This is a genomic window from Halobacillus karajensis (assembly GCF_900108515.1).
Lineage (GTDB): Bacteria > Bacillota > Bacilli > Bacillales > Halobacillaceae > Halobacillus > Halobacillus karajensis.
The window spans coordinates 816018-842842 of the sequence record NZ_FNWW01000001.1; the positions used below are offsets into that span (position 1 = coordinate 816018).

20 protein-coding genes are annotated in these 26825 nt (G+C 42.2%); 3 read left to right on the top strand and 17 right to left on the bottom strand.

Features of this window, described 5'->3' with window-relative positions; genetic code table 11:
- Positions 1-165: 165 nt before the first annotated feature.
- The 10 genes from BLW54_RS03805 to BLW54_RS20605 all read right to left on the bottom strand — a co-directional run bounded on the left by BLW54_RS03805 (position 166) and on the right by BLW54_RS20605 (position 11254).
- Positions 166-753 carry a hypothetical protein gene (locus tag BLW54_RS03805; protein WP_035507047.1) on the bottom strand — a complete coding sequence of 196 codons (588 nt, stop codon included), beginning with the start codon at positions 751-753 and terminating at the stop codon, positions 166-168.
- A 10-nt stretch (positions 754-763) separates the two neighbouring features.
- Positions 764-1951 (bottom strand): ParM/StbA family protein, encoded by a 1188-nt coding sequence (locus tag BLW54_RS03810; RefSeq protein ID WP_035507049.1) that lies wholly within the window; start codon positions 1949-1951, stop codon positions 764-766.
- A 510-nt stretch (positions 1952-2461) separates the two neighbouring features.
- Positions 2462-3421: a S8 family peptidase gene (locus BLW54_RS03815; protein ID WP_035507051.1), complete on the bottom strand. Its 960-nt coding sequence runs from the start codon at positions 3419-3421 to the stop codon at positions 2462-2464.
- A 586-nt stretch (positions 3422-4007) separates the two neighbouring features.
- Positions 4008-5342: a murein hydrolase activator EnvC family protein gene (locus BLW54_RS03820; protein ID WP_035507053.1), complete on the bottom strand. Its 1335-nt coding sequence runs from the start codon at positions 5340-5342 to the stop codon at positions 4008-4010.
- Positions 5343-5396: 54 nt separating this feature from the next.
- On the bottom strand, positions 5397-6290 hold the full coding sequence (gene ftsX, locus BLW54_RS03825) for a permease-like cell division protein FtsX (RefSeq protein WP_035507055.1): 894 nt from the start codon (positions 6288-6290) through the stop codon (positions 5397-5399).
- A gap of 603 nt (positions 6291-6893) precedes the next feature.
- Entirely contained in the window at positions 6894-7175 is a 282-nt protein-coding gene (locus tag BLW54_RS03830; RefSeq protein WP_035507058.1) for a hypothetical protein, read from the bottom strand.
- A 61-nt stretch (positions 7176-7236) separates the two neighbouring features.
- Positions 7237-7947 carry a cysteate racemase gene (gene cuyB, locus BLW54_RS03835; protein ID WP_035507061.1) on the bottom strand — a complete coding sequence of 237 codons (711 nt, stop codon included), beginning with the start codon at positions 7945-7947 and terminating at the stop codon, positions 7237-7239.
- Positions 7948-7994: 47 nt separating this feature from the next.
- Entirely contained in the window at positions 7995-9539 is a 1545-nt protein-coding gene (locus tag BLW54_RS03840) for a Mur ligase family protein (protein WP_035507063.1), read from the bottom strand.
- Between the two features lie 129 nt (positions 9540-9668).
- On the bottom strand, positions 9669-10859 hold the full coding sequence (locus tag BLW54_RS03845; RefSeq protein ID WP_035507065.1) for a carboxylate--amine ligase: 1191 nt from the start codon (positions 10857-10859) through the stop codon (positions 9669-9671).
- 230 nt (positions 10860-11089) lie between these two features.
- Positions 11090-11254, bottom strand: coding sequence for a hypothetical protein (locus tag BLW54_RS20605; RefSeq protein WP_155996936.1), 165 nt, complete (start codon positions 11252-11254; stop codon positions 11090-11092).
- Between the two features lie 496 nt (positions 11255-11750).
- On the opposite strand from BLW54_RS20605, the gene BLW54_RS20610 reads away from it, so the two are divergent.
- Positions 11751-11891 carry a hypothetical protein gene (locus tag BLW54_RS20610; protein WP_167358784.1) on the top strand — a complete coding sequence of 47 codons (141 nt, stop codon included), beginning with the start codon at positions 11751-11753 and terminating at the stop codon, positions 11889-11891.
- Positions 11884-12396, top strand: a complete 513-nt coding sequence (locus BLW54_RS03850) for a GrpB family protein (RefSeq protein ID WP_035507068.1) — start codon at positions 11884-11886, stop codon at positions 12394-12396. The genes BLW54_RS20610 and BLW54_RS03850 overlap by 8 nt, the downstream gene beginning before the upstream one ends.
- 30 nt (positions 12397-12426) lie before the next feature.
- On the opposite strand, the gene BLW54_RS03855 is transcribed toward BLW54_RS03850, so the two are convergent.
- The 4 genes from BLW54_RS03855 to gltB all read right to left on the bottom strand — a co-directional run bounded on the left by BLW54_RS03855 (position 12427) and on the right by gltB (position 22474).
- Complete coding sequence (locus tag BLW54_RS03855; RefSeq protein ID WP_035507070.1) at positions 12427-13779, bottom strand: dipeptidase; 1353 nt, start codon at positions 13777-13779, stop codon at positions 12427-12429.
- A gap of 379 nt (positions 13780-14158) precedes the next feature.
- The gene (locus BLW54_RS03860; RefSeq protein WP_035507071.1) at positions 14159-16195 is read right to left on the bottom strand and encodes a catalase; all 2037 of its coding nucleotides are present in this window, start codon (positions 16193-16195) and stop codon (positions 14159-14161) included.
- Positions 16196-16386: 191 nt separating this feature from the next.
- A complete protein-coding gene (locus tag BLW54_RS03865; protein WP_035507072.1) occupies positions 16387-17874 on the bottom strand; it encodes a glutamate synthase subunit beta in 1488 nt (495 codons plus the stop codon).
- Positions 17875-17893: 19 nt separating this feature from the next.
- The gene (gltB, locus tag BLW54_RS03870) at positions 17894-22474 is read right to left on the bottom strand and encodes a glutamate synthase large subunit (protein ID WP_074733296.1); all 4581 of its coding nucleotides are present in this window, start codon (positions 22472-22474) and stop codon (positions 17894-17896) included.
- 364 nt (positions 22475-22838) lie between these two features.
- On the opposite strand from gltB, the gene BLW54_RS03875 reads away from it, so the two are divergent.
- Positions 22839-23885: a DmpA family aminopeptidase gene (locus tag BLW54_RS03875; protein WP_035507076.1), complete on the top strand. Its 1047-nt coding sequence runs from the start codon at positions 22839-22841 to the stop codon at positions 23883-23885.
- 94 nt (positions 23886-23979) lie between these two features.
- Here the strand turns inward: BLW54_RS03875 and BLW54_RS03880 are convergent, their stop codons facing one another.
- The 3 genes from BLW54_RS03880 to BLW54_RS03890 all read right to left on the bottom strand — a co-directional run bounded on the left by BLW54_RS03880 (position 23980) and on the right by BLW54_RS03890 (position 26819).
- Positions 23980-24804, bottom strand: a complete 825-nt coding sequence (locus BLW54_RS03880; protein WP_035507078.1) for a YihY/virulence factor BrkB family protein — start codon at positions 24802-24804, stop codon at positions 23980-23982.
- 59 nt (positions 24805-24863) lie between these two features.
- Positions 24864-26180 carry an RNA polymerase factor sigma-54 gene (gene rpoN / locus BLW54_RS03885; protein ID WP_035507080.1) on the bottom strand — a complete coding sequence of 439 codons (1317 nt, stop codon included), beginning with the start codon at positions 26178-26180 and terminating at the stop codon, positions 24864-24866.
- Between the two features lie 264 nt (positions 26181-26444).
- The gene (locus tag BLW54_RS03890; RefSeq protein ID WP_035507081.1) at positions 26445-26819 is read right to left on the bottom strand and encodes a PH domain-containing protein; all 375 of its coding nucleotides are present in this window, start codon (positions 26817-26819) and stop codon (positions 26445-26447) included.
- Positions 26820-26825 lie beyond the last annotated feature (6 nt).

Here is a 26825-nt window from a genome sequence, read left to right on the forward strand (position 1 = left end):
TATATACGTGGGAAAAACTTAAATCGTTTCAATCTTACTAAAAATCGTTGGAGCTTTATCACCGTCTAAGTCTCTTTCGCAGGACACCTTAATCTAAAATAGACATCTGAGCAGTAAATAAACAAAATAAAATAAGCCCTCTCCACTTATACGAGGGGCTTATCATTATCGATTCATTCTGGACAGGAAGTCATCGAGCAAATCATCGTCGTCTTCTTCCTGCACCTCTTCTTCTGTTTGATTTTGAAGATCTACTTGAAGATTATCTAAATTCAAATCATCCAGATCATCATCGCCATCTACTTCTAAAGGAGTTTCAGGCATTACGGATTTATCCTTTTCAACAGGAGGGACAGGCTCTTCTTTCGCAGCCGCCTCTTCTTGGAGATAAAGAGCATCATCAATGTCATAAGCATTACTGTTCAAGGAAGCAAGTAACGCTGTAGCTCTTACAGGGTCCATCATAAGCTGATAAAGGATACTGCCAATAAGTGCCTCTGAGTGTTCATGCTTAATCCAATTACGCTGCTCTTTAGTAAGAGATTTTGGAAGCGGAATCGTTACCGTTTCCTTATCTTTGACAAGAGACTTATTTACCCCTTCAAGGACGAATTGTGCAATTTTACTCGAAAAGTTCCTTCGCTCTGTTTCTTTTAACTGGGATAGCTGTTTCAATAAATGATCAGGTGTGTCCGAGGGGACCCGGAACGTGATTGACTGTCCCCTCTGCACACTTTTTCTAGATGAACTCATCTAAATCACCTTACTTAGAAGATCCAGCTTTTTGCTCTACTTTTTTATTAGGTTTTTCATCTAACTTAGAGTTTTTCCTAATAAAGTCAGAAATTAACTTGTAATAAGCATTGGCCATCATCCAAATACTTTCATCCTCATCTTCAAAGAAATCGATATTAAAGCCATCCAGTTTATTGTTCAATGTCTTAATGTACTCTTTTAGGACAGCAGAACCGCCGCCTACGAAATAGCAGATTTCTGATTGGGAGTTTTTCTGCCATACATTTCTTAAATAGCGGTACTGTTTTTTTGCAAGCTCCAGCAAAATGCGGTCGGTAATATCGTGAACATTTGTACGGCTTCCTCGCACCATAATGTGGTGCCGGTCATTTTTACGAGTAATAATATCCACAACATCACGGCGGCTGTCCAGCTCTACACCATGCTTGGTAAGAATTTCATCACGGATCATTTCCAATGATTCTGAGACACCCAGGTTATACCCTTGGGCTTTATCATCATCAACGTTTCGGTTTCTGATGACTGCAATATCTGTTGATAATCCACCAATGTCCTGAATCAGGATTTGTTTATCGACAAGTTCTTTATTAATAATATTCAAGTCATTATCCATAACCAGGTTCACATAAGCCGCGAATCCTTCAGGATAAACCTTCACTTCATCAAATTTAATATTGACCTTCATTCCTTGATATTTCGGTGTTACTAAAAATTCAACCTGGTGTACAGAACCAAGCAATTGAGAGCGGTAGCCTACATCCTTCCCTTCTTTCACTTCACGCAAAGGCAGACCTGTTCCTAAAGTATAGTTCGCTTCAATCACATTATTTTTTGCAGATTGCGCATCTTTTCCAGTTACCGCATCCATCGCAATAGAAGCAAACAACATAATCAATGTTTGGTCTTCTTCTGATTTATAACTTCCTGGATCCAACTCCGTAGAATTCGTTGTTTTCGTTGCTAAGTTCCCTACACGATAAATAGCATTATTTTCATGCAAAGCAGGGGAATGCACTCGAATATGTAAATTATCGAGTGGATCCTTATCATCTAAATCTTCTATGCCAATTACTGGGCGATCCTCAAGGTCTCTAGCGACCACATTTGGAATATACAAAGAAGATTCCAATTTCCCAAAGTTTGCCTTCACAGCATCGTTCCCTACATCTACAGCTGCAATTCTTAATTTCGTCATTCAACAGCTCTCCTTTTCGTTTTGCTAGTTTTGACCTCACCTTAGTTTAAATCTATTAAACAACCAGAGAATAGTCAATGCGCCTTTTTTCGTATTCATAATTGTACACTTGCAAACATATATGATTACATGCACACAATCAAGAACACACCTCTACATATCAGCATGTATACGTTTTTGAACACAAGAATACGTATTTGAAAACACAAAGAAAACTTTTTTGCATACAAGTAAACACAATTGTGTGCATGTAATCAAAAATGCATACAAAGAAGGACGTGACAAAATCTTACACAAAATGTCGGACTAAGTATTTAAATTATTTTCTAATTGACGGACTTAGCTGGTCAGTCGCCTTGACCAAGTGAAAACTATGCCATTATAAATGGAGGTCTTTCAGAATGAAAGGATTTAAGAGGTAGAAAGAGAAAGAGGATTATAATAGGTCCTAATCCATTCCATAAAAAAACTTGGAGAGCTATCTCCCCAAGTAAATGAAAATCTATTTATTTAAATCGGTGTTCTGAATAAGCCTTCTAATTTCTTTGTAAGAGCTAAGGTCATAAGCCCATTCCCTTCAGCCACTTTAGGATGCCCTAAGGGGGTGGTACGTTTAACTAGTTGCGAAAAGATCTCAGCTTCTGACATTTGTCTTTGAAACTGCTCTTCTACTAATTGAATGATAAGAGCAAGTCCACCCGATACATGGGGGGTAGCCATGGAGGTACCTGATAATCGAGCGTATTTCCCTTCAAGATAGGTGGAAAGGACTTGAACACCCGGGGCAACGAGATCAATTTGATCATTCGTATTTGTAAAATCGGTCAGGCTTCTCTCTTCATTAATGGCTCCCACTTGAATAACTTCATTGTAAGCGCCTGGATAGGAGTATTCCATCGTATCTTCACGTCCATCCCCTTCATTTCCTGCTGCACATACGACTGAAATACCTGCATCAATTGCTTTTAATATGGAGTTTTTAAGCTCTGAATTGTCGTCAGGTCCACCAAGAGACAATGAAATTACTCTTACTCTTTCATTATTCTCCCCTCTCCATTGGACCGCATAGTTTAAAGCGTCAATAATCCATCCGTATTGGCCACTTCCCTCTTCTGAAAGGACCTTTAAGATAAGAAGTTTTGCTTTAGGAGCAACACCTACAACTCCCTCACCGTCTTCAATAGCCGCAATCGTTCCGGCCACATGAGTTCCATGACCATTGTTATCATTATAGTTCTCTGTGTCCCCATTATAATCGTCCGTAAAGTTCCTACCTCCAATGATTTGGCCTTTTAAATCCGGGTGATCTACTTGGCAGCCAGTATCAATCACAGCCACTATACTGCCTTCACCTTGATTGGTTTCATCCCATAAGCTTTCAGCCTCCACCATCTGGATTCCTTTAGGAACCTCATTTGTCGTGTCCAGGATGGCATCCATTCTAAAGGGAATCAGCTTCATTTCGCTCATACTTTTCCTCCTTATAATGAGAATACGGGATTGAGGACTGGTCATGAAGGATATCTATCTCAATTATAACACCCTTCTTTTCTATTTTTCTCAAGTTTAGTAAAAATAAGAACTTATGTGTGGGTAGACATTCCTAAAAGACCTTCCCCCATTGACTATTAACCCTCTATCACCAACCCAACGCCAAGTGATCTTGTTGTGTAGACTAACTATCAACTTCATAAAAGGTTTAAGCTTCTATAAGGTTACGCACATGTGGATAATGACTCCGAGTAAGTTATCAATGCTTGTTTTCCACAATCTATACACAACTTTGGCCTTGGCCTTCTAATCTATTCAGTAGCTCACATACATTGATTGTATACTCATCGCCCCGGCGCGTACCCTACCTGGTAAGACAGAGCCTCTGAGAGGTTCATAAGAGCTGAAAATGACAACCGTATGACTAAATCACGAGGGATAGAAGTTTATTTACCTTGCAACATTATAAAGCGTCTCTGATCATTGAACTTTAAAGTTTTTTAAACAATAAAATAACCGGGAATAAAATCTTTATGATTTCATTCCCGGTCTATCTATTAATCGTTTAGGGTAAATATTTACGTGGGTTTACAGAGTTAGAACGACTTCCATTCCAGCTTCCTTCGTGAATCTCGAAGTGTAAATGCTGTCCAGTAGAAGCACCAGTGCTTCCCATGTTACCAAGGAACTGACCTCTAGAAACGGACTGTCCTGCTGAAACCGCTGGTGTACTTCTCATATGTGCATAAACAGTCGTAAACGTTTGACCATTCATGCGGTGGGAGATCATAACCACATTACCGTAGCTTGATGAGTAATTGGCACGAATAACCGTTCCGTCTGCTGCAGCGCTAATCGGAATCGTCCCACCACCGGCTAAATCAATCCCTGAGTGTAGTTTAGGTTCACCCGTTATAGGGTGAATTCTATTACGATCAAATTCTGAAGTAACCGCTGCATTTGCCGGCCAGCTAAATAGTGCTCCACTATTTGAAGAGGTGGATTTGCTGGATGAGCTTGAGCTAGAATGGGAGCTGGAACTGTTAGTGCTTGCTGTAGAGGCACTGGCTTTCTTTTCAGCAGCCGCTTTTTCTGCAGCTCTCTTTCTTGCTTCCTCTGCCTCTTTACGCTTACGTTCTTTTTCGCGTTCAATTTCTTTCTGGATCGCCGCTTCTTGTGCAGATAGTGTTTCCTGCTCCTCTTCCATACTCATTACATGGTTATGAGCGACTTCTTCATCTTTTTCAAGTTTTTCCATTAAAGCATTTTTCTCTTGTTTTTTCTGATCTAATTCTTGTTTCAATGTTTCAAGTTCTTGTAGTTTCTCTTCAAGAGAAGCTAATTCTTCTTCAACTTGGGCTTTCTTTTTCTCTACTTCTTCTTTATCCGCTTTATGCTGTTCAAGAATCTCTTTATCCTGCGAAGCAATGGTATTTAGACTCATGACTCGTTCTAAGAAGTTTCCGAAACTCTCAGCCCCCATCAAGACATCTAGATAGTCCACTGCTCCACCTGTTTGATACATCGATTTAACACGATCTTTCAGCAATTCATCACGTTCAGCAATTCGTTCCTCAAGTTCAGCAATCTCTGCTTTTAACTGTTCTATATTTTCTTTCGTTTGAGCGATTTCGTTCTCTTTAGTTTCAATCTTCTCTTTCGCTTCCATGACCTGCTTGTCCAGGCTAGCAATTTCTTCGTTCACTTTTTCTTGTTCTTTCTTAAGCTTTTCAATTTCTTCCTGTTTTTCTTTTTTTTCTTTCTCAATTTCCGATTGTTTCGAGCGGTTTTTCTCTAATTTCTCCTGGTTTGTTTCCGCATTAACTGTATTCGAATACAGTGGAAAACCAGAGAAAACAAGGCTGACGATCAGAGCGGCAACTAAAATTTTCAACTTCAACTTTCTTCCTCCCCCGAATCCTTACCTGATTTATTTTCTATTAGTTTGATAGATTTAAACTTTAAGATATTTACGAATGGATGTGAAGCTCCCCCACAGTCCAATGACCACACCCATAATCATTAAGAGTGCTGAAACCTTCCACACAAACGGGTAGACAGGCAATAATTCAATGAACAGCGTAGGATATTTAGTATTGATTTCTGTATAAACGTAGTCATAGCCGAAAATGACAACTGCAATCGGAAGAAGTGAACCAAGAACTCCGATCAAAATCCCTTCAAAAAGGAATGGCCAGCGGATAAACCAGTTCGTAGCCCCAACCATTTTCATGATCTCTATTTCTCTTTTACGTGCTACAATTGTAATTCTAATTGTATTAGCAATGAGGAACATGGCTGTAAATAGTAATCCGGCTATAATCGCTAATCCGACATTACGAGCAACATCCATAACATTAAACAGGCGCTCTACAGTCTCTTTTGCATATTCGACTTTTTCTACACCATTGAAATCCTCAATGGTTTGGGCCACCTTTATCGTATCTTCAGGCTGGTCTGTTTGGACAATGAATACATCGTTCAACGGATTTTCATCCTTCAATGAGGCAAAAACTTCTCCATCGTCTCCCAGGCTCTCAATTAATTGCTCAAGGCCCTCTTCTTTCGATTGGAATTCTACAGAGGACACGTCAGATATTCCTTCTATTTCTTCTTTTAATTGATCCCGACTATTATCCTCTGCCGTTCGATCAATAAACACGCGTACTTCAACATCTTCTTCTATCTGTGAACCGATATCATTCAAATTCAAAAGCAATGTGGCAAAAACACCGACTAATAATAACGTTACTGTCACAGCTGATATGGAAGCTATGGACATCCAACGGTTTCTAGCCAGACTTTTAACGCCTTCCTTACCATGGCGACCAAATGTCTTAAACTTCATGATGCTGGTCACCCCAATTTTCCCGTTCAATATTTATATCGTTTCGAACGGTTTCCCTCAAATCATAAGATGCTTGGCTGCGGTGATGCCGATCAAACAATTTATATCACTTCCTACTAAACTCTCATTTTTGTATCTCTGTGTTGTCAATTATATGTAGATTCAGTCGTCTGCTTCATTTACCCTAACCATTATATCAAAGATATTCGCTAAATAAAGACAAATTATTATTACATTTATGTTTCATAATATAACAAACTCCACAAATTATTGCGTTTCCGGTGGACAAGATACGAGAAGATCCCCCTCTAAACCAGTCTTTAAGTCATGGGTTTTATAGACTATAAATGTTCCTTAGATACTTTTGAAAAGAGCCAAGTTCTGTGTTTGATGCTCTATTAATTCAAAAAAAGGCATTCCATGAACACCTGTACGCTTTCCCTATAAAAAATGGGAGATCATATAAATCATTTAAAAACCTAATGACAAAACCAAATTTCATCGCTGTCTTTCAAGCCCCTACCTAACCACTAAAACCGCCTATTCATTGACGAAAAAAGAAAGCAAAAAAATAGACAATCCCGATGGAATTGTCTTTCTCTCTCAATATATCCTTTTCTTCAAAGATTCCAACTCTCGTTTTAACCGGTAATTTTCCTCCCGTATGGAATCAAGACTTTCCGGTTTCCCTTTAGATGGATGTAAACAGACTTCATACCATGACTTCCTATAGGCGTCATGGACTTCACTTGTCCTTCTGATTACAGCTGAAGGGAAGTGGGTCTTCAAATGGGTGAGCTCTTTTTCTGAAAGCCTTAATTCTCTGAACGAAATTCCCTCTCTGAAGGAATCTGACAAAAACTGTTCAAATTCATTTTTCGTCACATGAAGCACCCCTCTTGAAGAAATTATTCTACGTTACAAATATAAGAGGGATGGGTGCTTTTCATGACTTTTGATAGACAGTTTCTTTCACAACAACGTTCGCAATGACTTCCATCGGGTCAATCAATGGAACAGGAAGGTGATATGGCTTCAATACAAGCCCAATCTCTGTACAGCCGGATATGATAAGCTCCGCCCCATTGTCTAATAACTCCTGTGAAGCATCTTTTAGAAGTTGAAGTGGTTCTCCGTCCGTGTTGCCACTTTTAATTCCATTTTCACCGTAAATTGCACGCATAACCTTTTCATTTTGCGTATAAGGTGTTGGGTTAATAACTTCCAAATGATCGAAATACTTTTGGAATAGTCCTGTTTCTAATGTACCGGTTGTAGCAAGAACCCCAATTCTTTTAACATTCGGATAATAATCCTGAATAAATTTTTTCAATTCAAGAAATGCATTTAGCAATGGAAAGGAAACAGATTTTTGCACCTCTTCAATGAAGTAGTGAGCAGTCATACAGGGAATACAAGCGACATCCACTTGAAGTTTCTCCAGGTTTTTGGCTGTATGAATCATTTCAGGAACAGGGTTTTCCCCTCTTCCCGAAATAGCTTCAGTTCGGTCAGGAATCTTCGCATTGCTATCTATGATGACTCTGTAGTGTTCTTGATCTTTGCCTGCATTCGTCGCACGTATTATTTTTAAATAACATTCGGCTGTTGCTTCAGGCCCCATCCCCCCGAGTATGCCGATTATTTTATCATTCACTGTTTTGCCTCCTAACAAACGACCGGAACCTTGCTGTGACAATGGAATTAGAGGACCCCCGCAACTCTGTTCTTCAACGGTTTGAATAACTTCTCTTCATCCATATCCGGGCGTGTTTTCTTCAGCTGTTCCAAGGCGATTTTTGCACCTGGGTCCATACCTTGACAGCCCGCGAGTAAGATGACGTCATCCTCTTCTACTTCAGATAAGGCATGATGGATTGCATCATCTAATTCTTTGTATAAATCTACACGTATGCCGGCTTCGTCCATCATTTCCTGGAACACCCGAAGCTCTTCATCTGTAACTATATCTTTCTCTGTGACATGGGAATGGCTAACAGTGGCGATAATTTCCGTCAGTCCTAATTTTGGCGCCCACTCGACAATGGCTTTCGCATTTTCCCTGTTCACAGTCACGCCTCTGCTACCTCGAATGGCATAGACGAGCTTCAGATTGGAGTAATCCATTTGTTCCAATGTATTTAATGTGACATTAATATTCCCATAGTTGGCGAAATGATCATCCAGGATTTTAAAATCGTCCTCGAAAACCATTTCAAAGCGGCGTTCAACGCCACCGAATCCCTTCAGTCCTGATTGAATCGTTGGAATCGGTATCTCATTCAACAATCCAACGGCAATGGCTACCATTGAGTTATAGACAGAGTGATAACCAGGGGTGGATAATTCAATCGTAAATTCCTGCGGCTCATAACTTGCCCCATTCACTGTGAAAGGTTTACGGATTTCCACAGTGAATTTGGCTCTCCCTGTAGAAAGATCAAGATTTTTACAAATGATATCTCCATCTCCTGTTTCCACACTAAAGGTAAGGAGGTTTGCTTTTGTCTCATCAACTAATGAAGCAGAATAAGCATCATCAAGGTTCAAAATTGCCCATTTGTCTTCACCAGCATTGCGAATTAGACTCGCTTTACTATTGAAATACTCTTCAAAGGAACCATGAAGATCAATATGCTCCCGGCTGATATTATTTAGTGAAACAATATCAAAATCAACACTGCCGACCCGGCTTAAATCCAAGGCAGATGAAGATACTTCCATCGTTACATGCGAGACATCCTGATCTCTCATTTGAGCAAAATAATGGTGCAGATCCAGTGATTCAGGCGTCGTCAACTTTGTAGGCTCAGAATAATCTCCGAATTTAACAACAACGGTACCAATCAAACCTGTTTTGAGACCATGTTCTTCCAGAATGGCATCAGTCATGAATGAGGTGGACGTTTTTCCATTCGTTGCTGTAATTCCAACCGTTTTCATCGACTGTGAAGGGTGATGATAGAAAGCATCACTTAAAGCTGCGAGGGCTCTGCGACTGTCTTCTACACGGTATTGGGGGACATCCCAACCATTCTGGTAGTCCTCAACCACAATCGCGACCGCTCCATTTTTTATGGCTTCTGCCACATATTTATGCCCATCTGTCTTAAACCCTTTAATGCAGACGAACACATCCCCCTGCCCTACATTCCTTGAATTGTAGGCAAGTCCCCCGACATCCCGTTCCTCATCATTCCAGGATTCTACTACATCGATGAATGATAGTAATTCTTTTAACTTAGCCATTCTTATCTACCTTCCCTGCATTTTTTTGCCTATTTTTGGAATTCATTTCTTCCGTCCATATCCTTCGATTACTGGTTAGCATTTCCTACAGTCAGGATTCACTATTCTTTAGCATCAAAGATCTTGGACTTATTTATCTTTCTTCGTCACTTTATTGACAACCAGACCAGCCAACTTCTTCCCAAAGGAAAAGGCCGGTTTCGGATCTTTAGGGTCCCAGATGGCATGCGCTTTCGGTCTAAAGTAAGATTTCAGCACCTTCTGCGGGGAGAGTTGTCCTGTTTTGATATATTCCCTTACCGCCAAGAGATCTTCATAAGCATACCAGAAGACTAGGTTTTGATCTTCTTCCACTGCCTTTGGTGTCACGGGGTCTCCCGTAAGATCCTTGTATGTGATATATGGAATATTAATCCCTGTTTTCTGCAAGAGATGATTTAAATTGGTAATTCTTACATTAATCTCAATCAAGTAATACTGCCCTGTTTCTGCATCCTTCTTAAACTCAATCTCTGCGAATCCTTTATATCCAATACCTTCTAAAAATTTTGCCCCTAATTCGTAAAGTTCCGGGACGTACTTTTGCTGTGTGTAAACAGATGCGCCATAATTAACTGGAAATTGTCGAAGCTTTTGACAGGTTACCCAGTGAGTAACTTTAGCATTTTGATCCAGATAAGCATCGAAGGTATACATATGATCGTCAAAGCCAGGGATCATTCGCTGGACAATCACTTCTATATTGGCTTCTTTTGCCTGTTCAACTTTATCCAGTAATTCTTCTTTATTATGAACTTTAAAAAGCTTCCGTCTGAACTTAGATACAAAAGCCGGTGAATCCACAGGCTTTACTAAGCAAGGGTACTTGATTTCTTTTTCAACCTTCTCAACGAGATTATCGTCATCCATTTGAACGGTTTCCGGAACAGCCACCCCGTGTTGGGAAGCCAGCGTATGCAAGGTTCCCTTGTCCATTATTTTAGTATATAACCCTTGTTCAGTTTGAGGAATAAGGAAATATTCCCGTAATTCTTGCAGGTATTCATCTACAAATTCAACATATGGATCGGCTGTCGGAATAAGCACGGGGGAGTTGTCCTGTTTCTTTGCATAGTCAATAAGGAACGTTTTCAAACCTTCCGGGTCCTCTTTATAATGGGGGCCAATCAGAACTTCAGAGCAGTATTTTGACTCAAGCCCATACGCCCCTTCCCAGGAATAATCAACTGCAGCGACATGGACGTCATGGATGCCCAGACACCTGATCGTACTTAGTCCTATATAATAGTTAGCTCCTAGAACAACGGCTTTATTTGCCATGATATTTCCCCTTTTCCATCAGTAAAATTGTGCTTTTAAATATATTGAACAACTACTTATTTTGATTAGTTTCATCTTATATGTAAACATATCTATTTTACCACAAACGGGTACCATACAAAACGTAAAGCTTTCTCCCAGGCGGGCAAAAAGACTGCTATACAATTTAATGATTACCATAGTAGAAAAGTGGCATCTGCAAAACTGCAGTGCCACTTTTCTACACCCATTTATTTGATCGTCTGATGACTGAACTCTACTTCAGCAGGGACTTGCTCTTGTTGGACGGTAGGATTCTGTACTTTCTTAAAGCGACGGGCGATTTTGTCGGCCGCATACAAAACAAGGAACGTAAGCAAAACAGTTAAAGACAACACATAAAGAGATGTAAGCATGTGCTGCAATCCCCTTCCCTTATATATATTTCAGGCATAAATAAACCATTCTATATGTCCCGCAAAGCCATACTGTTTATTCGCCTATATTTTATAAAATCCTAGTATATAATACCAAATTCTACACTGAAGTAAATATATTTTCGTAAATTCTTTTAAATACATCTAATTTCTTATACATACGCCTATGTACAACCTATTCATGTAGAAGGGAATGATTCCAGCACCCAGTCTACCTGTGATCTGTGAATTACACATTCCCAATAAAGCATTATAAAAGCAGGACAAGAAATAAGGGCCCGGAATGTTTCTTTGATATACTAAATGTAGGATTCGGAATTTCACCAAACGATTTCGGTTTTGTCCGCAATTGTTCCTTAATCATAATCATCTTCCTATATATAGTATCTTTCTACTACACCTAACATGTTACAATTTCTTTTTGACAGAAAGAATAAACATTTCTAAACTCTAACGTTCTGAAAGGGTGACGGATATGAAGGAAAAGGTTGGTCCATGTGCCAAATGTGGGGAAGTGGTATTCTGTGAGAATGGATTTTTGAATGGGGTCATTCAGGGAGACCAAACCCTGCTTTGTTTTTCTTGTGAAGAAAGCAGGCAGGAAGATCATGAGTAATCCCGTACATCTGTCTCCATACCAGGTTGAATGGAAAGCGATTTTTGCTCGGGAAAAAGGCTCCCTCTTAAAGACGCTTGGAGGAGAATCATTCCCTGTGGAACATATCGGCAGCACATCCATCCCAAATTTATCTGCAAAACCGATCATCGATATACTTTTAGGTTTAGAAAACTTAAATGACTACACATTATTTATACCACGACTCGCCCGAATAAGTTATAGGTATATTCCGAAGCCTGAATTACATGGAAGACGTTTTTTCAAAAAGGCGACTCTCTCCACAGGGACCATTCACCTTCATGTCTGTGAATGGAGAGGAAGGGAATGGGAGGAAAAAATCGCATTTAGAAATTACTTAAGGGCCAACAAGGATATAGCAATGGCCTATGAATGCTTAAAAAGACGCCTAGCCGAGGAATATAGAGAAGAACGGTCCATGTACACACATCAAAAAGCACCATTTATCCAATCCGTATTGGAACAAATCCGCAAAAAAAGCTAAGAAGTTTGCTCTTAGCTTTTTTCTGGGTTTTTATAGCTTTTTTAAATAGGCACAAACCGTTTCCAATCCTTTGGTGAAGTTTTCAAGATGGAAATGTTCGTTCGGGGCATGCAGGTTTTCTGTTGGAAGTCCAAAACCCATTAATACAACCGGAGCTTTAAGAACACGGCCAAACACTTCTACAATAGGAATGGACCCGCCTTCTTTGGGGAACAATGGCGACGCATGATAAACTTCCTCAAAGGCACTGGCCGCTTTTTGGATAAAAAGATTTTGTGAATCGATCGCTACAGGGTTTGCGGTAATGTATGGTTGAAGCTGAACCTTACATCCAGCCGGTTTGAAGCCATGAATATGACGTTCAATCGATTCAAATACTCGCTGCGGATCTTGCTTCCCTACTAAGCGACAGCTGATTTTTGCGCTCGCTTCTTTCGGTACGATTGTTTTGAGACCTTCCCCCTGGAAACCACCGGTAATCCCATTAATTTCAAGGGTTGGTCGAATTCCGACACGCTCCTGAAAGGTGAACCCTTCTTCACCGAAGAGTGTCTCAAGACCAAGGTCTTCCTTTGTACGTTCTTCTTCAAAAGGGACCTCCGCTACTTCTTTTCTTAATGCTTCTGTAGGCTCAGGCACACCATTATAAAAACCATCGACGGCAATGCGGCCGTTCTCTTCATGGAGTGAATCAAGCAATTGAACCAGCGCATGAATCGAGTTCGGTACTCCGCCTCCATAGGTACCGGAATGCAAATCAGAATTGGCGGTAGTTACAATCAATTCCATAGCCAAAGCACCACGGAGCGATGTACAAATCGCTGGCTGTCCTTTTTCAATAAAAGATGTATCGCTAATGACGACTGCGTCACAAGCAAGCTTCTCTTCATTTTCACTAATAAAAGGAGCCAGGTTCGGGCTGGCGATTTCCTCTTCTCCTTCAATGACAAACTTCAAATTAACAGGGAGCTCTCCGTCTTCTTTCATAAGGAGATCCACAGCTTTAATATGTATGAATAACTGCCCCTTATCATCTGTCGCCCCACGGGCAAAGATTTTGTCGTCACGGATCACTGGTTCAAATGGCGGTGTTTCCCATAAGTCCATCGGATCCTCTGGTTGTACATCGTAATGACCATAGACGAGGACGGTCGGTTTTCCCTCCGCATGGAGCCAATCGCCATAGACAATCGGATGACCGTCGGTAGAGATCACCTCCACATTTTCCATCCCTGCCTCCTTCAAAGCGTTTGCTGTCCATTCTGCTGCTTCCCGCACATCATTCTTATGCTTTGATAACGAAGAGATACTTGGAATGCTCAAATACTCCTTCAATTGTTCAATAAATTTATCCTTATGTAGCTCAACCGCTTCCTTCACCATATGGCCTCCTTGTATTCATTTACATCTATTATACAGGAATATGGAGAGATGCTTAAAGTACTGCCCTTTTTGCCCTTACCAAAAACCTATATAAAAAGTGTTCAGTGATAAAAGCACTGAACACTTTGCAGAGTACGTTTTGTAAATAAATGATTATAGCATGGAAATAATAAAGCTGATCACAACAATTAAACCAATGATCATTAAGATTGTACGAATCATGGAATCACCTCTTCGTCATTTGTTTACTCTTCCTTTCCCTTATCATCACGCCCTTTAAACAAACTATACAAAAATTGTTCTATTTACCCCAACAGCTTCCTAATTCTTGAAGTGTGAAAAAACCGACCTTGACTTGGCAAGGTCGGTTAAGCATCACTTAAATCATTTGACGGCCCCAGTGACGATGTGCAGATACGGCTTGGACAAATTCACTTACAAAGCTGTCCATATCTTCACCACTAACGACACCAGTATGTCCATAAAGCTTGTTATCCTTCAGCCATTCGACTGCATTGTGTGTTGCTCCAAGTGGTTTGTAGTGAGAGAAGGCTTCATTAAGGAAATGCGAGGCGTGCTTTTTGAACGCTTCCTCCTCATTACAGCCTCCTACCGCGTATAGCGCATCATATAAGACAGAATCAGTTGTAAGGAAGGTATGGTCAACGGTTATTTCAGTGTTTTCCTCTCCCTTAACAACTCCTTGTTGATCACTGATCACTTCAACCATAATCCCTTCAGAAGAGAGCTTCTTAAGAGCCCTTTTCACATCTTTCCCTTTAAATCCATTAGCTAGAATAACCCCCACTTTACGTGTATCAGGTTTATGAGCTGTATTCGCCTGGCTTAGGGCAGGAGATGATTTGGTGACATCTGATCCACCACTCTCTGGAGGAGTGACGCCAATGTTTTTCGCAAAACCTTTGGCAAGTTCCAGGCTGACATTGGCGAACATCTCTACAACTTGTTCACGTACTTCCAGACTTTCTACTTTCCCTAATTCAAAGCTGAACGCTTGGATTAAGTGATTCTTCTCATGATCACTCATACTGTTCCAGAACAAAGCAGCTTGGGAAAAGTGATCTTTAAAGCTGTCACTGCGGGCACGGATTTTATATCCTTCCACTCTTTCCTGGTAATGCTTGTAGCCCCCCTCTTCTTCAGTTGCTGGTGTCGGGGTGTTGCTCGCCAACGCATTCTTATGGTAGCTGACTTGGCCTTTATTTATCGTTTGACGTCCATACCCGTCCCGGTGATTATTGAAGAAGGGACACACCGGCCGATTGATTGGCAATTCATGAAAGTTCGGTCCGCCTAAACGGATCAGTTGGGTATCCGTGTAGGAGAATAGTCGTCCCTGTAACAATGGGTCATTGGTAAAGTCAATACCTGGTACCACATTTCCAGGGTGAAAGGCGACTTGCTCGTTCTCAGCAAAAACGTTGTCCACATTCCTTTTCAAGGTCATCTTCCCAACGATCTGGACAGGGACGTCTTCTTCCGGCCATAACTTCGTCGGGTCGAGAATGTCGAAATCAAACTTAAATTCATCTTCTTCAGGAATCACTTGAATACCAAGTTCATATTCAGGATAATCCCCAGTTTCAATGGATTGGTAAAGGTCTCCCCGGTGGAAGTCAGGGTCCTTCCCGTTAATTTTCTGAGCTTCATCCCATACAAGAGAATGAGTACCGAGGACAGGTTTCCAGTGAAATTTTACAAAGTGTGCGTTACCTTCCTTATTTACTAATCGGAAGGTATGCACTCCAAAGCCTTCCATCATACGAAAACTTCTAGGAATGGCACGGTCCGACATGGTCCACATGACCATATGGGCAGATTCCTGGTTCTGTCCTACAAAATCCCAGAAGGTATCATGGGCTGAAGCCGCCTGAGGCATTCCATTATGCGGTTCTGGCTTCAGAGCATGCACAAGATCCGGGAACTTCATTGCATCTTGAATGAAGAATACAGGTATGTTATTTCCAACTAAGTCATAGTTTCCTTCATCTGTGTAAAATTTCGTCGCAAACCCCCGCGCATCACGAACCGTTTCTGCAGAACCCTTAGAACCAGCTACGGTCGAGAATCTTACAAATGTCGGTGTTTTCTTCGATGTATCCGTAAGAAAGTCTGCCTTCGTATATTTCTCAAGGGATTCGTATAGCTCGAATTCCCCATGTGCGGAAAATCCTCGCGCGTGTACGATCCGCTCCGGGATCCGTTCATGGTCGAAATGTGTCATTTTTTCACGAAAATGAAAGTCCTCTAAAAGTGTAGGGCCACGCTCACCAGCTTTTAGTGAAAATTCATCCTCTGATACTTTAACGCCATGATTTGTTGTCATATGCTTTCCAGCATCATCTGTTCTAAACTGTTCCAGTTGTTGGTCTTTCTTCGTTTTCTTATTACTCATTGAGATCCTCCTTATAAAACCCACTACTTAGAATGGTAAGTAATAAATAAACATTACAAACTAAATACCCGTGGATTCGGCAGAATAAACAAACCATTATTTTAAAGCATGTCTAAATAAGACCTTCTATTTTTTCCTGCACAAAAAGCCGCCCCTTAAATAAGAGACGGCCTTTCTTCTTGATCCAATTCTTATGGAAGTTGTGATGTGCCCATCATATAACGATCGCATTCGCGTGCTACTTCTCTTCCTTCATTGATCGCCCATACGATCAAGCTTTGCCCGCGGCGCATATCACCAGCTGCAAATATACCTTCAACATTCGTCGCGTATTTACCATATTGTGCGGCAACATTTGAACGGACCGTGGTTTCAACGCCAAGCTTGTCAATTAAGTCCTGTTCTGGGCCGCTGAATCCAATGGCTAGAAGAACTAGATCAGCTTCCCAGACTTTTTCAGTGCCAGGTATCTCCGTACGTACTTTGTTTCCATTCTCGTCGTAGGAAAGCGCGACATCTATTGTGTGCACCTCTTTAATACGGTTATTTTCATCCCCTACGAACTTTTTAGTCATGACAGCATAAGCACGTGGGTCTTTATTGAATTTCGCCTCTGCTTCTTTCTGACCATATTCTACGCGGTGGATCACAGGGTACTGTGGCCATGGGTTCACTTCATTATCTCTCGTTGAACCCTTTTTGTCATAAATATCAAACTGAGTCAGGCTCTTGCAGCCGTGACGCATGGACGTCGCCATACAGTCGGTTCCTGTATCTCCGCCTCCGATAACAATAACATTTTTATCTTTAGCGCTGATGTAATTCCCATCTTCATGATCTGAATCAAGGAGACTCTTTGTATTGGAGTGAAGAAAATCCATAGCGTAGTGGATCCCTTTTAAGTTACGTCCCTCCACTTCCAAGTTCCTTGGTGTAGTCGCTCCACCACAAAGGATGACAGTATCATACTCTTCATTTAAACGTGACACCGGGTAATCTCTGCCTACTTCTGTATTTGTCATGAACGTGATGCCTTCTTCTTTTAAAATGTTCACACGACGCTCTACAACGGAATAAGGCAGTTTCATTTCTGGGATTCCATATGTGAGCAAGCCTCCTACACGATCATTCCGCTCATAGACAGTTACCCAGTGACCAGCTTTATTCAACTGTGCCGCTGCCGCAAGACCTGCAGGACCGGAGCCCACAACCGCCACTTTTTTACCTGTACGGTAGGCAGGCGGTTCAGGGGTAACCCATCCCTCTTCAAACCCTTTTTCAATGATCGAACGTTCTACACTTCGGATGGCTACAGGTGGTTCGTTAATCCCGAGCACACATGCCCCTTCACACGGGGCTGGACAAGCAAACCCTGTAAATTCCGGGAAGTTGTTCATTTCATGTTCTTTCGCTAAGGCTTCTTTCCACTTGCCCTGGTATACAAGATCGTTCCATTCAGGAATGAGGTGGTACACTGGACAACCGGTGGTAATCCCGTTGATCTCCATGCCGGAGTGGCAGGTAGGAACGCCACAATCCATGCAGCGTGCCCCTTGCTTTTGTGCTTCTTCATCTGAAAGGGGAAGCTTATAATCTTCCCAATCTTTTATTCTTGTTTCAGGATCGCGTTCTGGTGTTGATTGGCGATTGTATTCCATGAATCCAGTAGACTTACCCATCAGATCTCCCCCTTCTCCGTTATTTGACTGTTTCTACCGGTTTATTGCGTTCATCAAAGGCCGTCATCTCCGCTTCGAATTTCTCGAGACCGCTCTCCTTCAAGTGCTGGATACGCTCTTGCATAGCCAAATAATCTCTCGGGATAACTTTAACGAACCTAGATACATAGGATCCCCAGTTTGCTAGAATACGTTGTCCCAGTGGACTGTTTGTATAATTTACATGATTTTCAATCATGTCATAGAGTTCCTGGGTTTCTTGTGCATCTGCCAGCTGATGGAGATGGACAAGTTCTTTATTACACTTCGTTTCAAAGGACTGGTCAGATTCATCGAGGACGTAGGCGACCCCTCCGGACATTCCGGCTGCAAAGTTACGACCTGTGCCCCCAAGTACAACTACTTTTCCTCCGGTCATATATTCACAGCCATGGTCACCAACACCTTCTACGACTACTTCTGCCCCACTGTTACGGACGCAGAAACGCTCACCCGCAAGGCCATTAATATACGCCTCGCCACCGGAAGCTCCGTAAAAAGCTACGTTTCCGATGACCGTATTTTCCTCAGGGACGAAGGAGGATTTTGATGATGGGTGGACGATAATTTTACCACCCGACAATCCCTTACCAACATAATCATTGGAATCGCCGACAAGTCTTAAAGTGACTCCTTTTGGAATAAAGGCACCGAAACTTTGTCCAGCTGACCCTTTAAACGTCAGCTTAATCGTATCTTCCGGAAGCCCTTCGGCACCATAACGACGTGTAATTTCACTGCCGAGAATCGTACCTGTGACACGATGGATGTTTCGGATCGATCCTGTCCCTTCTACAGGCTCTCCTGTTTCGATCGCTTTCTTGCAAAGAGGAATCAGCTCTTCCATATCTAAAGTCTTCTCAAGACCATGATCCTGTTTTCTTACAGCATAGCGGCCATAGTCAGCAGGAACATCCGGCTGATAAAGAAGGGCAGATAAATCGATGCCTTTGGCTTTCCAATGGTCGATCGCTTCGTTTGTCTCCAGCACATCGGTACGGCCGATCATTTCATTGATAGAGCGGAAACCAAGTTCTGCCATGATTTCTCGAGCTTCTTGTGCGATGAAGCGCATGAAATTCTCAAGGTGATCAGCCTCACCTGTGAATTTCTTACGAAGTTCAGGGTCTTGCGTGGCGACACCAACCGGACATGTATTCAAGTGGCAGACACGCATCATGACACAGCCGAGCACAACAAGTGGTGCTGTCGAGAAGCCATATTCTTCTGCGCCTAACAAGGAGGCAATGACAACATCACGGCCTGTCATCATTTTACCGTCTGTCTCTACTACAATTCTGTCACGCAGACGATCAAGGACAAGAGTCTGGTGTGTTTCTGCGAGCCCAATTTCCCAAGGAAGACCCGTATGTTTAATACTAGTCCTTGGGGCAGCCCCAGTCCCTCCATCGTATCCACTGATCAGTACAAGGTCGGCACGCCCTTTCGCCACTCCTGCAGCGATCGTTCCGACACCAACCGCCGAAACAAGTTTCACACTGATGCGAGCTTGAGGATTAGCATTCTTTAAGTTGTAAATTAACTCAGCTAAATCCTCAATGGAATAAATATCGTGGTGCGGTGGTGGGGAAATAAGCTCCACCCCTGGTGTAGAGCCACGGACTTCAGCTACCCATGGGTATACTTTCTTTCCAGGCAGGTGTCCACCTTCGCCAGGCTTCGCTCCCTGTGCAACTTTGATCTGGATCTCATCCGCATTGACGAGGTAATGGCTGTTAACACCAAAACGTCCGGATGCCACTTGTTTGATGGCACTCCGTTTCGAATCACCATTTTCCTCTGGAGTGAAACGTTTAGGATTTTCGCCACCTTCCCCGGAGTTGCTTCGCCCACCGATACGGTTCATCGCAATGGCTAGAGCTTCGTGCGCCTCTTCACTAATGGATCCGAAGGACATCGCGCCTGTTTTAAACCTCTTGCAAATATCTTCCACAGACTCTACTTCCTCCACCGGAATGGATGGACGGTCTTTAAAGGAAAGCAGTCCACGAAGAGACTGAAGGTTATTCTTCTCATCTGTAAGCATCTTGGAATATTGCTTAAAGAGCTCATAATCATTAGAACGGCAGGCGTGTTGTAATGTAGCAATCGTTTGCGGGTTGTACTGGTGGTCTTCGCCATTCTTTCGGTACTGATATTCATCACCGGCTTCTAGTACGCGATTGGATCCACGTGTTTCACCATAGGCCGTTTCATGACGCATGAGTACTTCTTTTTCAATGATATCGAGGCCTATTCCTCCAAGGCGAGAAGATGTCCTTGTGAAATATTGGTCAATGACATCTTTTTTGATACCAACAGCCTCAAAAATCTGTGCCCCACGATAGCTCTGAATCGTAGAAATCCCCATCTTGGATAAGACTTTGATAATACCGTCTGTCGCAGAATTAATATACGTTTGAACAGCACTTTCATGGGACTCCACTTCGATCAGGCCACGCTCTAGCATATCCCTCAGAGACTCATAAGCAAGATATGGGTTGATTCCTTCTGCTCCGTACCCAAGTAATGTTGCAAAGTGATGGACCTCACGTGCTTCTCCCGTTTCAATCAGAATGCTTACTTTTGTACGTGTCCCTTTTCTAATTAAATGATGGTGTAACCCTGACACGGCTAGCAGAGATGGAATAGCTGCGTAATCCTCGCTAATGCCGCGGTCAGATAATACGAGTAGTGTGGTTCCATCTTCAACCGCCTGATCCGCTTCTTCACATAAACGATCAAGGGCAGGCTTCAATCCCCCTTCTTTGGCATCAAAAAGAATGGAGAGTGTCCTCGCTTTAAAACCATCCAGTTCCTGCTGGCGAAGCTTTTCAAGCTCTCGGTTCGTTAAGATAGGCGTCTCCAACCGGATTTGCCGGCAGCTATCTGGCTTTGGATCAACAAGGTTTCCTTCCGCTCCAATAGTCGTTTCAACCATGGTAATCAATTTTTCACGAATCGCATCAATCGGCGGATTGGTGACCTGGGCGAACAGCTGTTTAAAGTAGCTGTATAACAACTGAGGTTTTTTCGATAAAACAGCAAGCGGTGAATCATATCCCATGGATCCTACTGGATCCTTTTTATCATTCACCATCGGCATGAGGATCTTGTTTAATTCCTCCGTCGTGTATCCAAAGGCAAGCTGCTTGTCAATTAATTGCTTAACTGGACGATGTTCGCTCATCGGTTCCGGAAGATCCTCCAAGTCGAACTTGTGCTCATCGATCCACTCTTTATATGGATGTTCACGAGCAATCTGCAATTTAATTTCATCGTCAGGAATGATCTTTCCTTCTTCAAGGTCAACAAGAAGCATTTTCCCTGGTGCCAGGCGATCTTTATAGAGGATATCATCAGCAAAAATATCAAGCGCTCCCACTTCAGACCCCAGTACAATCATTCCGTCTTTCGTGACATAATAGCGTGCTGGGCGTAAACCGTTACGGTCCAGACAGGCACCAATTTGCCTTCCATCTGTATAAGCAATGGCCGCAGGTCCGTCCCATGGTTCCATCAAGCAGCTATGGTATTCATAAAAATTCTTCTTGTCTTCTTGAATGGTCTCATCGTTTGACCATGGCTCAGGTACCATCATCATGGCCGTATGAGCAAGGGAACGACCTGACAAGTATAAGAATTCAAAAGAGTTATCAAACATGGAAGAGTCACTACCATTGGAATCAATGACAGGAAGAAGCTTCTGCAGGTCTTCTTCACTGAAATATTCCGAATTACAAAGTTCCTGGCGCGCTCTCATCCAGTTAACATTGCCTCGTAATGTATTGAACTCTCCATTGTGAATCGTGTAACGGTTCGGGTGCGAACGTTTCCAGCTTGGGAAAGTGTTTGTACTAAAGCGGGAATGTACTAAAGCGAGGGCTGTCTTAAAATCAGGGTGGTTCAGATCGATATAAAAGGAATCCAGTTGTTCAGGGATAAGCATTCCTTTATAAACGATCGTGTTTGATGACAGACTGCTGATATAAAAGTCATCATACCCATCTTTCTCGGCAATCTCAATTTCTGCTCGCTTACGAATAATATAAAGACGTCGTTCAAGATCCATTCGTGTTTCAATCGTTTCCGAAGGTGCGACGAACGCCTGACGGATAAACGGTTTTGTCTTCTTAGCATCTTCACCGACAAATGAATCGTTCACAGGAACGGTACGCCAGCCAAGGAACTGTTGTCCTTCTTCCTCGACGATGCGTTTGAATTCCTCCATACAAGCCATTCTTGTATCGCGGTCTTCCGGAAAAAAGACCATCCCAACCCCGTATTTGCCAGCTTCAGGTAAATATATATCTTCTTTTTCACATTGTGATTTGAAAAAATGGTGAGGGATCTGTGTCAGTATTCCAGCCCCATCTCCTGTACTGACATCAGCCGATTGTCCACCACGGTGTTCTAAGTTACATAGAATAGTGATGGCATTTTCAACGATACTGTGACTCTTTGTTCCATCGATGTTGGCTAGCACTCCGATACCACAAGCTTCATGCTCATTTTCCGGATGATATAGCCCCTGAGGAACAGGATATCCGTGTTTTTGCATAGTTTTTCCCCCTAGCGGACTTATTCTTGTAGGTTACAGGCAAAAATTAAAAAATTCTGTCTTTTAAGTTTCTTACTAGTATAGCATGAAAGACCGCAGGAATCACGTCTTCATCGCGTTTTACAGTTGAATTTTCACGATAGTCCGACAATTTGAAAATAGCGAAAACGCGAATATTAAAAGGATGTAAGCGCAAACAAAATTTTCAAAATTTTGCTCAAAAAATTTCATCTATACCCGTTTTATACATGAATAAATCTATAAATCTATACTTTTGTGAATATCTAAACTAATGATTGTATGAACATACAAAAGCAGGATTTTACAGCCTGGATTCAGAATAAGGCGGAAAGGAGGTGTTGGTATGAATCAAACATTTCAAGATAGACTGAAAATCGGTGGCATGCTTAAAGGGCCTCGTAATAAAATTACCGATGTCCCAGGGGTGAGTGTTGGACATGCCACATTGAGTAAAGGAGAAATCCAAACAGGCGTCACAGCCATCCTCCCTCATCAAGGGAACCTATTTCAAAATAAAGTCATTGCAACTTCCCATGTAATCAATGGTTTCGGAAAGACAACGGGAACCATTCAAATGGCAGAGCTGGGTACGTTAGAAACCCCCATTGTTCTAACAAATACGTTAAGTGTCGGCACAGCGTATGATTCATTAGTATCTTATACATTAGAAAGAAATCCTGAGGTAGGAAGGACAACTGGAACGGTTAACCCTGTGATCGGCGAATGTAATGATATGTATTTAAACGACATCCGCAAGCAGGCGGTGAAAAAAGAACATGTAAGGAAAGCGGTTGCGGCCGCTTGTAAAGACTTTCAAGAAGGAAGTGTTGGAGCTGGAAGAGGGATGATCTGCTATTCACTAAAGGGCGGCATCGGCTCCTCTTCCCGTATTATCCAACTGGAGCATGACAAATACACGCTAGGTGTTTTGACGCTTACAAATTTCGGCAAGTTGAGTGACCTCTCGATCGATGGACGCCCGATTGGGAGCAAATTGAAGGAATTCATAGAGGCTGAGGAAGAAAAAGACCGGGGTTCTGTCATGATCATTGTAGCTACAAACCTCCCTGTTACGGATCGGCAGTTAAAACGCATATGCAAGAGGGCGGTGACGGGGTTGTCCAGAACCGGCACCATCATCGGAAACGGAAGCGGAGAAATTGTACTCGGTTTTTCGACTGCGGCAACGATTCCCCACGAAAAAACGAGTAAGCCGCTTACCTTTCCTGCCATTCACGAAGAAGACATAGACGAGGCTTTCCGGGCAATCGGAGAGGCGACGGAAGAGGCTGTCCTCACATCCCTTTTTCAGGCGACACCCGTGACAGGTAGAGAGGGGCATGAACGTCCGACATTGACGGAACTCCTTAAAAAGTACCCTCTTTTATAAACCGAGATAAATGGCTAAAGGCAATTGCGATCATTGAAATTCACCATTTACCAAACAAAAAGAGGAGCCTCCACGGACTCCTCTTCCCCCTTTATTACGCAGCTTTTGATGCTCCTGATCCATGCCGACGGTGATAGACAACATTGATTTCCGCTCCAACCATCAGAATAATGCCGGTCAAGAAAAACCATAACATTAAGATGATGATTCCCCCCAAGCTGCCATAAGTGGCTGTATAACTTCCAAAATTACTGACATAGAAGGAAAAGGCCAGAGAAATAAGCTGCCAGAGCACCGCCGTTAAGATCGCTCCAGGTAGAATATGTTTGAACGGGATGTTCTTGTTAGGAGCGAAATGGTAAAGGGCCATGAGCACTCCGCCAATGACTACAACACTAAGACTCCATCGTAGGACTTGCAATAATACAGCCGTTTGGCCAGGGAGGTTGATCATATCAATAATAACCTGACCGAAGACAGGCAGTAATAATGCCACAAGGATGGCAATGATCATACCGATGGTTAAGCCAATGGATAGAAGGCGGACCTGAATGAACGACCTCGTCTCTTCCACGTTATAAGCCATATTCGAGGACTGAATAAAAGCATTGATGCCATTAGAGGCAGACCATAATGTCCCTAAGATCCCCAAAGTTAAAAGTCCCCCGTTCGGCCTTTCAACCACTGCGACCATGTTTTCGCGGAATACTTCTGCTGTATCACTTGGGATAACATTACTCATTGCCTGAATCGCTGTCTCTGCATCAATATTTAAATAGGGGAGGATAGATAAGACCAGAATTAACAGCGGAACAATAGAGAGTAAATAATAATAGGCCTGCGCAGCACCCAGTAGAGGAACATTATCTTTTTGAAATTCATTGATTATATCTTTGCCATAGGATATCAATTTCTTCATCTAGCACGCCTCCTCATCCTTCTTCTACTAAACTATCCCCTGTTCTTCAGGGAATTAATCTATGAATGTAAAAGAATTGGAGAAATACGTTCACGTCCAGCCGCTTTTCTTTTGGATGAGGAGGGAATACTCAGCGATTCTCGATATTTAGCAACCGTACGACGCGAGATCCTTACGTTATGTTTTCTCATTAGTTCCATCGCAATTTTTTGATCAGACAATGTGTTAAGAGGCTCCTCTTTTGAAATCATTTCCTTTATTAATTCCTTCAGATGCTGGGAAGAAACTTCGTCCCCGTCCTCTGTCCTATACCCGGTGACAAAGAAGCTTTTTAATTCTAATGTTCCCATGGGGGTCTGCATTACTTTATTAGCTACTGTACGACTGACCGTGGACTCATGAACCCCAAGTATTTGGGCAGCCTTCTTTAAGGTGAACGGCTTTAACGTCCCCCCGTGAAAAAACTCTTTTTGGTGCTGGATAATGAGTTCAGCTACTTTCATGATGGTTTGTTGACGCTGTTCAATGCTCTTAAAAAGCCAGGAAGCCCTTTTAAAACAGCCATCCAAATATTCCTGGGCCTGTTTCCCCTCTTTATACATCTGTACCAGTTGTTCATCCCATTTCATTTGCTGATTCACCTTAAACGGGTCACGAAGCAGGTACCCTCCCTCCTTTTTCTCCAAAATGAGATCAGGCATCACAGGAATTTCCCCCGTTCCTTGAGACGGCAAAACGGGCCGAGGGTCCAAAGTTTTTATCATGGCTAATCCTTCCTTGACTTGACGCTCTTCTACCTCAAGCTCTTGCGACACCTTTCCAAATTGTTCAGAAGCCAGGTCCTCCAAGTGATTCATAATCAGAGTGGTTAATAGAGGGGAATCCGGGTACCTATCCTCAACCTGAAACAATAGAAATTCTTTAAAATTGAGACACCCAACACCCATAGGTTCGAATTGGATTAACAGCCGTCTGGCCCGATTAATAGTTTCAATCGTCTGCCCTGTCTGCTGAGCTGCCTCAACCTCAGAAATTGTACAAAATCCTTGCTCATTTAAATTTCCAATTAGGAATAGCAGAGCCTCTTTTAACGAAGCCTCTACCTTCAGCCAAGCGGTCTGCTCCACTAACTCATCTCGCCAGTCTTTATGATTAGAGGCAATATAATCGATCGGGTCATGATAGGCGGCTTTATTTCCTCGATCGTAAGGGGTTATATTTGAAGATTCTATGGATAGGATTGGGTTTTCGTTGACCTCCCGTTGTAGATATTCCCACACATCCGCCGAAGTCCATTGAAGCATTTTAATCGCTTGACGCATTTCTGTTGTCATCACTAAACCTGTTGTTTGCTTATGAGTCAACTCAAGCTTCATGTTCCCACCTCTTTTTTGGTAACGCTTTCATATATGTGTAACAGTATATACCTATTACTTATATTGAGCTAATCAGACCAAAAATTCAAATATATATATGGAATTTCTAGATTCCTAGTGTGATTATATCACTATAGATCCCTTATCCAGAACTCGGAATCGAGTCTTCCAGATAACTGCCATTTAGTAGAATAAACAAAGGCATAAAAAATAAGCCTGGTGGTAATTCCAGGCTTATTTTCTGAATTGTTTCACGTGGAACATTCATAACACGTAAGCGGCAAGTGTTTGTTGTACCTCTTCAATCGGACTGTCTTTTTTGAACAGTTTGCCAATCGGTTCATTTGAACCAGACAGCCAGATTTTCAATTCAGAATCAAGATCGAAACTTCCTGCTGTCTCCACACTAAAGTGGGTGATGCTTTTATAGGGGATCGAATGATACTCCACTTTTTTCCCTGTCATCCCTTGCTTATCAAGGAGTAATAAACGGCGGTCGGTAAAAATAAATGAGTCTCTTAACACTTTATAACCACTTTGAATTTCCTCACCGTCAATTAAAATTCCCTCTAACTCTTTTTCCAGTTTATTAACATCCACCTGACTCGCGTTGCCCATCAATCCATCTAAAAACCCCATGAATTT